Origin of the sequence: Dactylosporangium sp. CS-033363, assembly GCF_050942475.1 — a bacterium.
Lineage (GTDB): Bacteria > Actinomycetota > Actinomycetes > Mycobacteriales > Micromonosporaceae > Dactylosporangium.
In genome coordinates this window covers 2,079,817-2,095,699 of record NZ_CP192032.1, presented here as the reverse complement: position 1 = coordinate 2,095,699, position 15,883 = coordinate 2,079,817, and the positions used below count along the sequence as shown (strand labels likewise).

9 protein-coding genes are annotated in these 15,883 nt (G+C 72.6%); 7 read left to right on the top strand and 2 right to left on the bottom strand.

The features are described 5' to 3' along the window. Positions 1-19 precede the first annotated feature (19 nt). The gene (locus ACQPZ4_RS09630; protein WP_433058035.1) at positions 20-1,459 is read right to left on the bottom strand and encodes an aminopeptidase P family protein; all 1,440 of its coding nucleotides are present in this window, start codon (positions 1,457-1,459) and stop codon (positions 20-22) included. Between the two features lie 70 nt (positions 1,460-1,529). Here ACQPZ4_RS09630 and asnB point away from each other — a divergent pair, with 70 nt between their 5' ends. The 6 genes from asnB (at position 1,530) to acnA (ending at position 11,754) form a co-directional block, all read left to right on the top strand. Then, positions 1,530-3,464 (top strand): asparagine synthase (glutamine-hydrolyzing), encoded by a 1,935-nt coding sequence (asnB, locus tag ACQPZ4_RS09625; protein WP_433058033.1) that lies wholly within the window; start codon positions 1,530-1,532, stop codon positions 3,462-3,464. A 25-nt stretch (positions 3,465-3,489) separates the two neighbouring features. Beyond that, complete coding sequence (locus ACQPZ4_RS09620) at positions 3,490-4,413, top strand: carbohydrate kinase family protein (RefSeq protein WP_433058031.1); 924 nt, start codon at positions 3,490-3,492, stop codon at positions 4,411-4,413. A 44-nt stretch (positions 4,414-4,457) separates the two neighbouring features. After that, positions 4,458-5,189, top strand: coding sequence for a hypothetical protein (locus ACQPZ4_RS09615; protein ID WP_433058029.1), 732 nt, complete (start codon positions 4,458-4,460; stop codon positions 5,187-5,189). Between the two features lie 86 nt (positions 5,190-5,275). Further along, a complete protein-coding gene (locus ACQPZ4_RS09610; protein WP_433058027.1) occupies positions 5,276-5,659 on the top strand; it encodes a hypothetical protein in 384 nt (127 codons plus the stop codon). Between the two features lie 15 nt (positions 5,660-5,674). Next, a complete protein-coding gene (locus ACQPZ4_RS09605) occupies positions 5,675-8,827 on the top strand; it encodes a BTAD domain-containing putative transcriptional regulator (RefSeq protein ID WP_433058025.1) in 3,153 nt (1,050 codons plus the stop codon). A gap of 161 nt (positions 8,828-8,988) precedes the next feature. Beyond that, on the top strand, positions 8,989-11,754 hold the full coding sequence (gene acnA, locus ACQPZ4_RS09600; RefSeq protein ID WP_433058023.1) for an aconitate hydratase AcnA: 2,766 nt from the start codon (positions 8,989-8,991) through the stop codon (positions 11,752-11,754). 48 nt (positions 11,755-11,802) lie between these two features. Here the strand turns inward: acnA and ACQPZ4_RS09595 are convergent, their stop codons facing one another. Next, positions 11,803-14,697 carry an Hsp70 family protein gene (locus tag ACQPZ4_RS09595; protein ID WP_433058021.1) on the bottom strand — a complete coding sequence of 965 codons (2,895 nt, stop codon included), beginning with the start codon at positions 14,695-14,697 and terminating at the stop codon, positions 11,803-11,805. 168 nt (positions 14,698-14,865) lie between these two features. Between ACQPZ4_RS09595 and ACQPZ4_RS09590 the strand changes: the two genes are divergently transcribed. Then, positions 14,866-15,825, top strand: coding sequence for a quinone oxidoreductase family protein (locus ACQPZ4_RS09590; RefSeq protein WP_433058019.1), 960 nt, complete (start codon positions 14,866-14,868; stop codon positions 15,823-15,825). Positions 15,826-15,883: the final 58 nt, after the last annotated feature.

The window sequence follows — 15,883 nt, the reverse complement described above, 5'->3', positions numbered from 1 at the left end:
ATCCGACAAAGACAACCGCTTACGGCAGGCGGAACTCCTCCGCGCGCCGGGCGGCCAGCCACGACTCGACGTCGGCCGACGTGCGCGGCAGGCCCGCGGACAGGTTCTCCGCGCCCGTCGCCGTGACGAGCACGTCGTCCTCGATCCGCACCGCCAGCCCGCGCAGCTCGGCCGGGACCAGCTCGTCCTCCGGCTGGAAGTACAGGCCCGGCTCGACGGTCAGCACGTACCCCGCCTCCAGGTGCCCCTCCCGGTAGCGCTCCTTGCGCGCATGAGCACAGTCGTGCACGTCCAGACCGAGCATGTGGCCGAAACCGTGCAGCGTCCACCGGCGGTACAAGATGCTGTCCCTGTCCATCGCCTCTTCGACCGAGACCGGGAGGACGCCCAGGTCGGCGAGGCCCTCGGCCAGCGCCCGCATGCAGGTCTGGTGGATGTCGTCGTAGGCGGTGCCGGGCCGGATGATGTCGATCCCGGCCTGCTGTGCGCGGAAGACGATGTCGTAGACCTGGCGCTGCAGCGGCGTGAACGTCCCGGACACCGGCACGGTCCGGGTCACGTCGGCGGTGTAGAGGTTGCGGTTCTCCACGCCCATGTCCATGAGCAGCAGGTCGCCGGGGCGGGTGTGGCCGTCGTTGCGCATCCAGTGCAGGATCGCCGCGTGGGCGCCGCTGCCGACGATCGAGCCGTAGCCGACGTCGTTGCCGTCGTGCCGGGCGCGCAGGCCGAAGACGCCCTCGATCAGCCGCTCGCTCACCGGGCGGTCGGCCGGCAGGGCCCGGGCCGCGTCCTCGAAGCCGCGCACGGTCGCGTCGATCGCGTCCTGCAGCTGCTCGAGCTCCCACGCGTCCTTGACCAGCCGCAGCTCGGACAGGACGCGGGCCAGCTCCTGGTCGCGCTCGGGGTCGGTGCTGCGCACGGCCGCGTCGACGGTCGGGTCGAAGCCGCGCAGCACGCGGGTGCGGCCGGGGCGGGCGTCGTCCAGGGCGGCGGCGAGCGCGTCGACGTGCGCGGTCTGCACCTGCAGCTCGGTCGACTTCTCCGCGAGCGTGTGCCGGCGGCCGATCCACAGCTCGCCGTAGTTGCGGTCGGTGAAGAACTCGTCGGTGTCGCGCGGCGAGCGCGGGCGCACGTAGAGGGTGGCGTCGTGGCCGCCGTCGGTCGGGTGCAGGACCAGCACCGACTCCGGGTCGTGCTCGCCGGTGAGCCACACGTGCTCGGTGCCGGGGCGGAACGTGAAGTTCGTGTCGTTCGAGCGGACGTACTCGATCCCGGACGGGATGATCAACGTCTCACCGGGGAACGCGGCGGACAGCTCGGAGCGGCGCTTGGCGTGGTCGGGCGCCTCCGCGCGGGGCGAGACGTCGAGCGTGGTGTCGCGCCAGCCTGTGCGCATGAACTCCCGGAAGCGCTCCGGGAAGTCCGGGTCGTGCGACTGCGTGCCGGCCGGTTCGTCCACCGTGACCCACTCCAATCCGAGCCGAATTCGTGCTGCACCAGCGACGGTACCCCGTGCGAGGATGCTTGCCATGGCGGGTCTTCTCACGTTCGTCAGCGCGCGGGGTGGCGCGGCGGCGCAGCGGGATGCGGTCGCCGAGGCCCTCGGGCTGCTGCGGCACCGGGGCCCGGACGCCGAGCGCATCGTCGCCAACGACGACGTCGTGTTCGGCTCGGAAGACCTGCGGGTCGCCGACGGGCATCCGAACGCGACGCAGCCGATCGAGTACCCGCCGACCGGCGTGACGGCCGGCCGTTACCTGATCGTGCTCGACGGGGCGATCTACAACGCCGCGGAACTTCGGGCCGAGCTGGAGGAGGACCGCCGCGCCGAGTTCGGCACCGGCAGCGACGCCGAGGTCATCGTGGCCGCGTACCACCACTGGGGCCCGGGCGCGGTCAGCCGGCTGCGCGGCATGTTCGCGTTCGTGATCTGGGACGGTTCGGCCCGGCGCGCCTTCGGGGCCCGCGACGCCTTCGGCATCAAACCGCTGTTCCAGCTGCCGACCTCGCAGGGTGTGTACCTCGCGAGCGAGAAGAAGTCGCTCCTGCCCTTCGTCGCCGAGCGGACCGCGGTGGACACCGTGCGGCTGCAGCACTACCTGACCATGCAGTACGTGCCGGAGCCCGCGACCATGCACCCCGAGGTGCGCCGGCTGGGTGCGGGCGAGTCGTTCGTGTACACCCCGGGCGGGCCGCTGGCCAACCGGCGGTACAGCCAGCTGACCTTCCGTCCGGCGCCGGTGCCGGACGAGGCGGCCGTCGTGCACCGGATCACCGAGGCCCTGCGCGACAGCGTGCACGCGCACATGCAGGCCGACGCCCCGGTCGGCGCGTTCCTGTCCAGCGGCATCGACTCGACCGCGATCGTCGCGCTGGCCGCGGAGAAGGACCCGGGCCTGCGCACCTACACCGTGGGGTACGACGCGGCCGGGCCCGGCGCGCAGTACTCCGAGATCGACGTGGCCGAGCAGTCCGCCCGCGCGCTCGGCGTCCCGCTCAGCGCGACCGTGGTCACCGCGGCCGACTTCATGCGGGCCCTGCCGCGCATCGTCTGGCACCTCGACGACCCGGTCGCCGACCCGGCCCTGGTGCCGCTGTTCTTCCTGGCCGAGCGGGCGTCGCGGGACGTCACCGCGGTGCTCGGCGGCGACGGCGCGGACGAGCTGTTCGGCGGGTACCCCATCTACCGCGAGCCGCTGTCCCTGTCGAGCGTCAGCCACCTGCCCGACTCGATGCAGCGCGGCCTGCGCGCCGTGTCCCGGGTCATCCCGCAGGGCGTCAAGGGCAAGAGCTTCCTCGAGCGCGGCACGACGCCGATCGAGGAGCGGTACTACGGCAACGCCCGGATCTTCTCCGACGAGGAGAAGGCCGCCCTGCTGCGGCACTACGAGCCCGACGTGCGCCACACGGACGTCACCGCGCCGGTGTTCAAGGAGGCCGGGGCGCTCGACGACGTGACGACCATGCAGTACATCGACCTGTACACGTGGCTGCGCGGCGACATTCTCGTCAAGGCCGACCGCATGACCATGGCCCACTCGCTGCAGCTGCGCACGCCGTTCCTGGACCGGGCGGTGTGGGAGGTCGCGGCGACGCTGCCGAGCGAGCTCAAGGTGCCGCCGCGCTCGCAGGAGACCAAGGCGGCGCTGCGCCGGGCCCTCGTCGGGGTGGTGCCGGAGCCGATCGTGCACCGCAAGAAGCTCGGCTTCCCGGTCCCGATCCGGCCCTGGCTGCGCGGCGAGATGTACGACTGGGCGCACGGCCTGCTCGACACCTCCGGCGCCGGCGACCTGCTCGACCTCGACGTGATCCGCGGGCTCCTGCGCGGCCACCGCAAGAAGGAGGCCGACCACTCGCGCAAGATCTGGACGGTGCTCGTCTTCTGCGTCTGGCACGCGGTCTTCGTCACCGGCACCATGCGGCCCGGATTCACCGACGTCTCGCCCGAGGAGTCTCGCCTGTGACGGCCGGCCAGCGGATACTTGCCGCATGACGGGTTACGGCGTGGTGCTCGGTGAGGCTCTGATCGATCTGCTCGAGTCCTCGGCGGGCGGTGAGCTCGTCTACCGCCCGGCCGTCGGCGGGGCCCCGTTCAACGTCGCGGTGGGGATCGCCCGCCTCGGCGCCGACGTGCACTTCCTCGGCTCGTTCGGGGACGACCCGTTCGGCCACCGGCTGCTGGACTTCCTGGACAAATCCGGCGTCGGTACCGACGGTGCCCGCACGGTCCCGCACGTCGCCACCACGCTCGCCGTCACCACGTTCCAGGGCCACGAACCGACCTTCTGCTTCTACGGCGACCCGCCCTCCTACGGCCTGCTCGACGCCTCCGACGTCGACGAGCGGCTGGTGGCGGGGGCGCGGCTGCTGTACTGCGGCTCGATGTGCCTGCTCGCCCCGCCCGTCCTCGCGGCCGCGCGCAAGGCCTGGGCGATCCCCGGCCCGGTCCGCGTCTTCGACCCCAACGTCCGCCCGATCGTCGGGCTGAACCCGGACGTCGTCGAGGAGTTCGCGGCCACCGCCGACCTGGTCAAGCTGAGCTCGGCGGACGCGACCGCGCTGTGGAACGAGTCGCCGGAGCAGGCCGCGGCCCGGCTCCTGGGCGCGGGAGCCGGGGTGGTCGTCGTCACGCTGGGCGCCCAGGGTGCATTAGTTGCCAAGGGCCCTTCGACGGTACTGGTACCCGCACCGCGCATCACCCCCGTCGACGCCACCGGCGCGGGCGACGCGACCATGGCCGGCCTGAGCTGGGGCATCCTGTCCCACGGCAAGCCCGACGACCTCGGCGGCTGGGCCACGCTCACCCGGGTCGCGGTCCACGTCGCCGGCCTGGTCTGCGAATCCCCTGGCGGCGCGGTGTCCATGCCGACGGTCGGGGACCTGCGCGCCCGCTTCGACGACCTCGCCGTGTGAAATGGGTTCGGCGCAGGTCGCCGCCGATTCGTAGACTTGGCCCTGTGACACCCGGGCGGTTCGGCCGGTACGTGATGGCGAGCAAGGCGGCGGCCGTGGGCGTCGCCCTGCTGATCGTCGTGCTCCGGGTCGTCTACGAGTTCGGCGTCACCCCGGACAACACCCCGATGTGGGCGGCCGCCGCGCTGCTCTTCGCCCCGATCGTGGTGCTCAGCACCGCGTTCATCGTGTTCGGCGTGGTGTTCCGGCCGATCCAGTTCCCGCGCCCGGCCGCCCTGCGCGTGCGCGGCGACGCCTTCGTGGTGCCCGGCTCCCCGATCCTGCTGGGCCGCCTCACCATGGGCTGGGCCCTGCTCGGCACCATCTTCCTGGAGAGCGACCCGGCCCTCTCCCCCACCACCCGCCTGGGCATCAACATCGGCGCCGCCCTGGTCATCGCGGGCGCGATCCTGCCCCTGCTGCGCGGCCCGCGCATCGTCGTCAGCCCCACCGGCCTGAACATCCGCGCAGGCGGCCGGCGCGTCCTGGCCTGGGACGACCTGGTCCCGGTCCCGGCCAACCCGCTGCCGATGACCGTCCGCGCCCCGAAGCTGGCCCTGAGCATCCGCCGCCCGGGCCGCCCCGAGCCCGGCTGGCTGCTGATCCCCCTCGACCTGCTGGCCGTCGAGCCGGTCTTCCTGGGCTCGGTGGTGGAGCACTACGTCGAGCACCCGGACCACCGCCGCGCCATCGGAACGCCGGAGGAGTACACCCGCCTGACCGGCGTCGCCGCGTAGCCGGCACCCGGTTTCTGACCGGCGTTGCCGCGTAGCTGTCTTGCGTTCGCAAGGCGTTTGCAAGCACCGTCCCGGATGCTGATCACGTGAACGTACTGCTGCTCGCCCGCCGCGTCCCCCCGGCCAGAATCGAGCTCACCAGGACGACGGCCCGCCAGTGGGATGCGGAACTGGCCTCCGACGCGACGCTGCAGTGGTGGGAACTGGTCGACCCGGCCGACGACGACGCCGAGCCCCCGGCCGCGCTGGCCGCCCTGCGCCCCGACCCGGTCACCGTCCGCCTGGCCGGCGTGGCCACCCCGGTCGGCCGCCGCGACCGCGCGGTGCAGGTCGTGGTCGCCCTGATCGACGCCCTGCGCGCCACCCCGGCCCGCACCCTGGAGGCCCTGCCCACCCCCCAGCTGCAGGAGATCCTCCGCGCCGCCGGCTTCCGCCCGGGCCCCGAAGGCCGCGAGGTCGTGGAGCTGTAGGCCTACGCTCGAGGCTTGGACGTACGGATTCTGGGCCCGCTGGAGGTTGTCTCCCCTGCTGGCGCCCCGATCGACCTGGGCACCCCGAAACAGCGCGCGGTCGTGGCGCTGCTGGCCACCCGCCCCGGCCGCGTCGTGCCGGTGCAGACCCTGGTCGACGAGCTGTGGGCCGAGGAGCCGCCGGAGCGGGCGATCGCGTCGCTGCAGGCGTACGTCTCGCGCATCCGCCGCGCCCTCGAACCCGGCCGCGCCGCCCGGGACCGCGCCGCCGTCCTGGTCAGCCGCGCCCCGGGCTACCTGCTGGACCTGCCCCCCGCCGCCGTCGACGCGACCCGGCTCGCCGCCGCGGTCGAGGGGCCCAGCACCGACCCGGCCACGTTCACCGAGGCCCTGGCCCTGTGGCGCGGCGACCCGCTGCCCGAGCTGGGCGACTCCCCGCTGGCCCAGGCCGAACGCGCCCGCCTGCAGGAACTCCGCTTCGCCGCCGTCGAGCGCCGCGGCGCCGCCTGGCTGACCGGCGGCAAGCTGCCCGAAGTGATCTTCACCACCGAGGCCGCCCTGGCCGAGGCCCCCTACCGCGAGGCCCTGTGGGTCCAGCTGATCCTCGCCCTGTATCGCTCCGGGCGTCAGGCCGACGCGCTGCGCGCCTATGCCCGCGCCCGCACGCTGCTCGCCGACGACCTGGGCATCGAACCCGGCGCGGACCTCCGCCGCCTCGAAGCCGACATCCTGCGCCGATCACCGACCCTGACCGCCCCGCCCGCCGCCGCACCGACAACCACCGCCCGGCCCGACCCACCTCATCCCACACGACCGCGCGACACCGACAACACGCCGGACGAACGCGCGAACACACCCCACCCCACGCGACCGCGCGACGGCGGTGAGCGGCCGGCGGGTGACGGCGGCGACCTGCGGGCGGGCCACGGCGGCGGGTGGCTGCCGGTCGGCGGGTCGGCGCAACCGGGCGAAACGGTGCTCGTCGGGCGGGATCGGGAGCTGGCCGTCGTCGACGAGGTGCTCGCCGCGCGCGGGCGCGTCGTGGTGGTCGAAGGGGTCGCCGGGATCGGCAAGTCGGCGCTGCTCGACGAGGTGGCCCGGCGCGCGGCCGCGCAGGGGTTCGCGGTCGGGCGCGGGAGCGGGGTCGACGGGCCGCAGCCGCCGGTCTTCCTGCCCTGGGCGCAGGCGTTGCGCGGGCTTGCGAGCGAACACAAGGCCGCACTCGCCGCGGCGTATGCGCCGTTCGGGAATCTGCCCGCGGTGCTCGATCCGGCGCTTGCGGACATGCTCGCGCTGCCCGCGCCCGAGCGGCTGGCCGATGCCGAGCTCGCTCGGTCGCGGCTGTATCAGGGGCTGGTCGATGGGCTGCGGCGGCTCTCCGCGAGCGTTCCGGTGCTCGTTGTGCTCGATGATGCGCATCTGCTCGATCGGCCTTCGGGGACGTTGCTTCAGCTGCTGCTCCGCGACATCCGCACCAGCGCGATCGTGGTCGTGCTCGGGGTGCGCAGTGGGGAAGGGGGTGGCGGGGTCGGCGGGGCACCGGCGGTACACCTGCGGCTTGAGGGGTTGAACAGCGCACACGTCGCGACACTCGGGGCTCGAATCGCGCAGCGGGAGTTGGCCGAAGCGACCATTGCGGTGCTCGTGGACCGGACCGGCGGCAACCCGTTCTTCGTGGGTGAACTGCTGCGCGTGTTGCTGGCCGAGCATGCGCTGGACGAGCGCGGGGCCCGGGAGCGCACGCCCGCGCGGGTGCAGGAGGTGATCCGGCGGCGGTTCGCGCGGCTGCCCGGGCAGCTCGGGGCCGTGCTCGCGGTCGCGTCGGTGCTGGGGCGGGAGTTCGATGTCGCTTTGTTGCGCGAACTGACGCACCTTGACGAGCTGGAGCTGTACGACACGCTCGACACCGCCGTCGCGACCGGAGTGCTCGAAGGCGCGGGCGCGCGGCTGCGGTTCGCGCACGATCTGCTGCGCCAGGCCGCCTACGAGGAGCAGGGGCCGCTGCGGCGGGCCAGGCTGCACGCGCGGGCGGCCCGGGCCCTGCGCGCGGGCGGGGCGAGCGCCACCGAGCAGGCCGTCCACCTGCGGCTCGCGCTGCCCGTCGCCGGGCCGCTGGAGGTGGCGCCGGTGCTGGCGGACGCGGCGGGCGAGGCCTACGAGCGCACGGCCCACGAGGAGGCCCTCGAACTGCTCCAGAACGCCGCGTCGGTACTGCTCACCGCCCCGCCATCGCAGCAGCGCGACGTCGCCGAGCTCGACCTGCGGGTCCGGCTGGCCTACATGCACCAGGCGACGGGGGACTATCTGGGCGAGGGCGCGGCCGCGCAGTACGCCGCGATGGAGCCGGTGCTGCGCCGCGTCCGACCGGGGCCGGAGCTGTTCCCGGCGCTGTGGGGGTACGCCTCCTTCCACACCGCGACCGGCGACCTCGACCGCGTGGCCGCGATCGCGCCGCTCGACCGGATCGTGGCCGACGTGCACGCGGGGTACGCCGCGCACAACCGCGCCGATCTCCCCCGCGCCCGCGCGCTGCTGCAGGGTGCCCTCGACGCGCTGCCGACGGAAGGACTGCCGGTGTTTCCGCTGATCGACTGGGATCCGGTCGCGGGCATCCTCGGGCCGGCGGCGTCGGTCGAGAGCCTGCGGGGCGACCGCGCGGCGGCCGAGGCGCATCTGGCGCGGGCGACCCGGGCCACGCCGTTCCAGGACATGTACGTCACCGCCTACACCGCCTCGGTCGCGGCCGACGCCTACGACGCGGACGAGGTGCTCGCGCGGGCGCGGCGGACGCTGGAGCTGGCCGAGCGGATCCAGAGCCGGGAGTACCGCGCGACGTCGCGGGTACTGATCGGCTGGGCGAGCGGCGACGCGGGGCTGCTGCGCGCGGGCGAGGAGGCGCTGGGCGGGACGCTCTGGCGGTACCCACGGCTGCTGCCCCTGCATCCGGACCTGCTGCTGCGGCAGGGCCGGCGCGCTGACGCGGCGGCGCTCGCGCGGGCGCGTCTCGTGAAGCCGCTGGACGGGCTGAACCGCTTCGCCGAGCCGGACCTGCGCCGTGTGCTGGGCGAGGCCACGGGCAACCGCGCGGAGCTCCACCATGCCCTGGAACTCGCGCGGAACCTGGGTCACGCGCCCGCGGCGTCACGGATTGAGACCGCGCTTGCGTGAGGGCTGCGCCACGCGGCCTCAAGGATTGAGACCGCGCTTGCGTGAATAACAAGACGGACGTACGGTTTTCTTGAACGCACCCCCGCCACCCTGCCCGGCCGCGCGCTGGGGAAGACTGGCGTACTGGAAGCGCACGACTTGACGGAAGAGGAGCACACGCCGTGGCGAGCCTCGACTCCTTCGGAGCAAAGAGCCGGCTGAGCGTCGGTGACGCCAGCTACGAGATTTACAAGATCGGCCAGGTCGAGGGCGCCGAGCGGTTGCCGTACAGCCTGAAGATCCTCCTGGAGAACCTCCTGCGCACGGAGGACGGCGCGAACATCACCGCCGAGCACATCCGGGCCCTGGGCAGCTGGGACGCGTCGGCCGAGCCGAGCGTGGAGATCCAGTTCACCCCGGCCCGCGTGCTGATGCAGGACTTCACCGGCGTGCCGTGCGTGGTCGACCTGGCCACCATGCGCGAGGCCGTGGTCGAGCTGGGCGGCGACCCGAAGCGGGTGAACCCCCTGGCCCCGGCCGAGCTGGTGATCGACCACTCCGTCATCGCCGACCTGTTCGGCCGCCCGGACGCCTTCGAGCGCAACGTGGAGCTGGAGTACGGCCGCAACAAGGAGCGCTACCAGTTCCTGCGCTGGGGCCAGACCGCCTTCAACGAGTTCAAGGTGGTCCCGCCCGGCACCGGCATCGTGCACCAGGTGAACATCGAGTACCTGGCCCGGGTCATCATGGACCGCGGCGGCCAGGCCTACCCGGACACCGTCGTCGGCACCGACTCGCACACCACGATGGTCAACGGCCTGGGCGTGCTGGGCTGGGGCGTCGGCGGCATCGAGGCCGAGGCCGCGATGCTCGGCCAGCCGGTGTCGATGCTCATCCCGCGGGTCGTGGGCTTCAAGCTCAGCGGTGAGCTGCCGGAGGGCACCACCGCCACCGACCTGGTGCTGGTCATCACCGAGATGCTGCGCAAGCACGGCGTGGTCGGCAAGTTCGTCGAGTTCTACGGCCCCGGCGTGAGCGCGGTGCCGCTGGCCAACCGGGCCACGATCGGCAACATGAGCCCGGAGTACGGCTCGACCGTCGCGATCTTCCCGGTGGACGACGAGACCATCAAGTACCTGAAGCTGACGGGCCGCGACGAGGCCCAGGTGGCGCTGGTCGAGGCCTACGCCAAGGAGCAGGGCCTCTGGCACGACCCGGCCGCCGAGCCGGACTACTCCGAGCGCCTCGAGCTCGACCTCTCCACCATCGAGCCCTCACTCGCCGGCCCGAAGCGCCCGCAGGACCGGGTGCCGCTGAAGAGCGCCAAGTCGCTGTTCCGCTCGGTGCTGGACAACTACGTGGGCGACGGCGTCGAGGGCCCGGCCGACGAGGCCAGCGCCGAGTCGTTCCCGGCCAGCGACTCGCCGGCCAACCACCAGAGCTCCAACGGCGACCGCCCGCACGAGGTCGTCTCGGCGGCCAAGGGCGCCAACGGCCGCACGTCCAAGCCGGTGCGGGTCGAGGACTACGAGCTCGACCACGGCGCGGTCGTCATCGCCGCCATCACGTCCTGCACGAACACGTCCAACCCGCAGGTCATGATCGGCGCGGCCCTGCTGGCCCGCAACGCGGTCGAGAAGGGCCTGTCCCGCAAGCCGTGGGTGAAGACCACCCTGGCCCCCGGCTCGAAGGTGGTCACCGACTACTACGACCGGGCCGGCCTGACGTCCTACCTGGACAAGCTCGGGTTCAACCTGGTCGGCTACGGCTGCACCACCTGCATCGGCAACTCCGGCCCGCTGCCGGAGCCGATCAGCGCGGCCGTCAACGAGCACGACCTCACCGTCGTGTCGGTGCTGTCCGGCAACCGCAACTTCGAGGGCCGGATCAACCCGGACGTGAAGATGAACTACCTGGCCTCGCCGCCGCTGGTGGTCGCCTACGCCCTCGCCGGCACGATGGACATCGACCTGACCAACGACCCGCTGGGCACGGGGTCGGACGGCGAGCCGGTGTACCTGCGCGACATCTGGCCCAGCCCGAAGGAGATCGAGGACACCATCGCCTCGGCGCTCGGCGCGGACCTGTTCTCCACCCGCTACGCCGACGTGTTCGCCGGCGACGAGCAGTGGCGCTCGCTGCCCACGCCGACCGGGGACACCTTCGACTGGGCGGGCGACTCGACGTACGTGCGCAAGCCCCCGTACTTCGAGGGCATGGCCACCGAGCCGTCCGCGGTCAGCGACATCAGCGGGGCCCGGGTGCTGGCCAAGCTGGGCGACTCGGTGACCACCGACCACATCTCGCCGGCCGGCTCCATCAAGGCCGACTCGCCCGCGGGCAAGTACCTGGCCGAGCACGGGGTGGACCGCAAGGACTTCAACTCGTACGGCTCGCGGCGCGGCAACCACGAGGTGATGATCCGCGGCACGTTCGCCAACATCCGGCTGCGCAACCAGCTCGCGCCGGGGACCGAGGGCGGCGTGACGGTCAACCACCTCAACGGCGAGCAGACCACGATCTACGACGCCTCGGTGGCCTACGCCGAGGCCGGGGTGCCGCTGGTGATCCTGGCCGGCAAGGAGTACGGCTCCGGCTCGTCCCGCGACTGGGCGGCCAAGGGCACCGCGCTGCTGGGCGTGCGCGCCGTCGTCGCCGAGTCGTACGAGCGCATCCACCGCTCGAACCTCATCGGCATGGGCGTGCTGCCGCTGCAGTTCCCGCAGGGCGAGACGGCCGAGTCGCTGGGCCTGGCCGGCACGGAGACGTTCACCATCACCGGCGTCGAGCAGCTCAACGAGGGCAGCACGCCGCGTACGGTCAAGGTGAGCACCGACAGCGGCGTGGAGTTCGACGCCGTGGTGCGCATCGACACCCCCGGCGAGGCGGACTACTACCGGCACGGCGGCATCCTGCAGTACGTGCTGCGCAAGATGATCGCGGCATAGAACTTTTGGAACGGCGGCCCGTCCACTGTGGACGGGCCGCCCTTTCGTCTACTTGGCGGCGGGGATCTCGAAGCGGTAGACCTTGTTGTCCTTGTCGTCCACGGCGATCAGCGTGTCGTTGCTGACGGACACGTCCTGGAGCAGCGTGGGCAGGTCGGCCGAGCCGATGATCTTCCCGTCCAGGGTGACGACGAAGGCCGCGAACTGCCCGGTGCCCTTGCGGACGGCCTCGATGACGAGGTTGTTGCCGTAGCCCGCGTAGATGTTCTGCTGGGCCAGCCCCTCGCCGATGATCTTGAGCTCCTTGCCGTTGCCCGGGTCGAGCAGTGAGGCGTCGCCGACCGTCATGAACGTGCCGGTGCCGGCGACGAGCTTGCCGTCGCCCATCACGTACCAGTTCGGCTTGTCGTAGGTCTTGATGGTGCCGTTGCCGCGGTCACTGAGCGTGGGATTCGTCCACTTGGTCTGGCCGTTGGCCGTGTCGATGCCGATGAACGCCTTCTTGCTGCCCGTCTGCTCCGCCTGCACGCAGACCACGTGCTGGCCGCACGGGCGCAGGTCGTCCACCGCCGTCGTGCCCGCCGTGGCCTTGTAGGTCCACGCCGTGCCCCAGTCCGACTGCCGGTACGCGATGATCGTGGCCTCGTTCTCCGGCTTGACCATCACGAGGCCGTCGTAGGCGAGCCACGAGTCGTGCTTCTTGTCGATCTTGCCGCTCGACTTCGGCTTGCCGGTGTTGAGGTCGACGATCTGGGCCTTGCCGTCGGCGATCAGCTGCACCGCGACCCCCGCGTCCGGGGCCAGCGTCTCCTGGAACGGCTTCACCTGGGTGAAGGTCAGCCCGTAGCTGGGTGCGTGCAGGTTGGCGTCCGCCTTGCCCGGCCACTGCAGCACGGGCAGCACGTTGCGCTGGCCGGAGGTGGTGGACTCCTTGGGGTCGCCCTGGCTGGTCCACTTCACCGAGCCGTCGAGCAGGTTGACCCGCTCCAGCTTGCCCTTGTACCAGTCGCGGTCCTCGACGATCGCGTCCGTGCCGATGTACTGCACGTCGAGCCGCCTGTCGTTCCACGGCTTCGTCCACTTGGCCTGGTGGGTGCCGATGTCGATGACCGAGCGGGACTCCAGGTCGCCTTCCCCGCCCAGCGTGGCGTCGTTCTCGCCGTCGACGATGAGCAGGTTGCCCACCACGCTCAGGTGCAGCTTCTCCGGCTCCATCTGCAGCGTCGCCGTCCACGTCTGGTTGCCCGTGGTCGCGTACGCCGTGACGAGCGTCGAGCCGGAGCTCACCTGCGCCGTGTAGACCGCGCCGGCGCCGGCCGTGGCCGCGTACGAGCCGTCGGAGGCGAGCGAGATCGGGGCGCCGGCCTTGAGCCCGTCGACCTGCCCCGGCCCGTCGGTGCCGGTGTCGAAGCCCGGGAAGCCGTTCTTGGCCGACTCGAACTGGTTGCCGAACCAGGTGAAGACCCTGTTCCCGCCGTACACGCAGCCGCCGATGACGGCCAGCACGATGATGAGCGCGATCCACGGCCCGGTCCGGCGCCGCTGTCGCGCGGGCGCCACCACCGGAACCCCGACCCCATAGGCCGGCGGCGCGTTCGGCGGCAGGCCAGGCGGCCCGTTCGGCGGCCGGCCCGGCGGCGTGGCGAGCGAGTTCGGCGGCGGGCCCAACTGAGGCGTCATCGGCCGGCCCGCCGGGCTCACCGGACCGGTGGCCGGGGACGACGGGATGGCGGAGGCGAACGTGCCCGAGACCGGATACGGCGCACCCGGCCCGGAGGTCGGCACGCCCGACACCGGGATCCCCGACGCCGGCGTCGACGACACCGGGCGAGCCTGCATGGGCGCATTGAACTGCTGCGGCGGCGGCTGCATCTGCCGCGGCGGCATGGGCGGCGGCGGGTTGATCGTCGGCGGCTGGTTGCCGACCGCGGTCCCGACGGCCAGCATCCCGCCGTAGGCGACCGGCAGCTCCGGCTGCTCCGGCACGACCGGCGCCACCCCGAAGCGCGCGTGCAACCGGCTCGCCACGAGCGGAATCCGGCTGGACCCGCCGACGAGGAAGATGCCCGCCAGCTGCCGCACGTCGACGCCCGCCCGCTCCAGCACCCGCCGGGTCTCGTCCACGGCGCGGTCGATGAGCGGCCCGGCGACCCGTTCCAGCTCCTCGCGGGTGAGGTGCAGCGCCTCGTCGGTGCCGGGCAGGTGCACCGGGGCGGAGGCGGTCCGCGACAGCATCTCCTTGGCCGCGCGTACCTCCTCCCACAGCTCCCGCCGGTCCCGCTTGGCCGCGGTGGTGTCGGGGTTGGACAGCCGCTGCCACAGCTCCGGGTGGCGGAGGCTGATGAGCTGGCCGAGGTGGCCGACGAGGGCCGCGTCGATGTCGACGCCGCCGAGGTCGTCCAGGCCGCCGAGGCCGAGCACGCGCAGCCCGTCGAACTCGCGGCGGACCACCGAGACGTCCAGCGTGCCGCCGCCGAAGTCGAACACGGCCAGGCTCTGCAGCGGGGCGACCTGCTGGCCGAGGACGCGCAGGCAGTACTCCGCGGCGGCAATCGGCTCGTCGACCAGCACCACGGGGCCGAGGTTGGCCGCGCGGGCCGCCTCCAGCAGCACGCCGCGGCGCTGGCCGCCCCAGTCGGCGGGGCACGTGAGCACGGTCGAGCCGACCGGGTTCACCCCGGCCTGCAGCGACTCGTCGGCCGCCCGGCGCAGCAGCGAGGCGAGCATCTCCACGACCGTGACCTCGGTCGAGCCCAGCAGCACCGAGCCCTCGTCGACGCCCCGCTTCGGGTACGGCTCGAAGCGCTCCGGGGACAGCTGCGAGAGCCGCTCGGCGTCCCGGCCCACGCTCAGCCGGCCCTGCTCGTCGGCGTAGACGCCGGAGGGCATCACGGGCGAGCCGTCGAACAGCAGCGCCCGAGGGGCCTCGTCGCCGCGGCGCACGACGGCGACGGTGTGGCAGGTGCCTAGGTCGATCGCGAGTCGATGGGTGGGGGTCGGGCCCACTGCTCACCTCCAGTGACTGGCCCGGATGCTACGGCAGCGGTACGACATTTCCGATCGGCGGTTTGGGGTAGACAAGAACCTGACAAATCGAGGAGGCAACCGCAAATGCGCGCTGTGGTGTTCGGCGAGTACGGCGATGGTTCGGTCCTGCACGTCGAGGACCGGCCCGATCCCAGGCCCGGCCCCGGTGAGGTACTCGTGCTGGTGCAGGCCAGCGGGGTCAACTTCATCGACGTGTACCAGCGGACGGGGGCCTATCAGGTGCCCCTCCCGGCGCCGCTGGGCACCGAGGGGGCCGGCACCGTGCTGTCCTTCGCCGACGACGTGCGCGGCCTCGCCCCGGGCGACCGGGTGGCCTGGACCGGCGTCCCCGGCAGCCACGCCGAACAGGCCCTGGTGCCGGCCGAGCGGCTCGTCCCGGTGCCGGAGGACGTCTCCACCGAGCAGGCGGCCGCCGTGCTGCTGCAGGGCATGACCGCGCACTACCTGACCCACGACTCGTACGCCGTCCGCCCCGGCTGCGCCGTGCTCGTGCACGCCGCCGCCGGCGGGATGGGCCGGCTCGTGACCCGGATCGTGACGCACCTCGGCGGCCGGGTGGTCGCGACCGCGTCGACGCCGGAGAAGCGGGACCTGGCCACGGCGGCGGGTGCGGTACGCGCCGTGCCCTACGAGGACGCGCTGGCGGCCGTGCGCGAGGTGACGGGCGGGATCGGGGTCGACGCGGTGTACGACGGCGTGGGTAAGGACACGTTCGAGACGAGCCTGCAGGCCCTGCGCCCGCGCGGCACCCTCGTGCTCTTCGGCTCGGCCAGCGGGAAGGTCCCGCCGTTCGACCCACTGCGCCTGATGACCGGTTCTTATTTCCTCACCCGGCCCACCCTGGGCCATTTCACAGCCTCTCGACCGGAATTGCTGGAACGCGCGGAAACGCTGTTCGGATGGGTCGCCGACGGCATTGTGGACGCGGCCGTCACGGGGCGTTATCCGCTGGATGCGGTGGCCGACGCATACGCGGCACTGGAGGGTCGGCGGACCACCGGAAAGCTGCTCATTATTCCGTGATCACGATCTCACAATGCGAACCTGACGAAATTCGCGCCGTGCCGCCCCGGTAGACCTT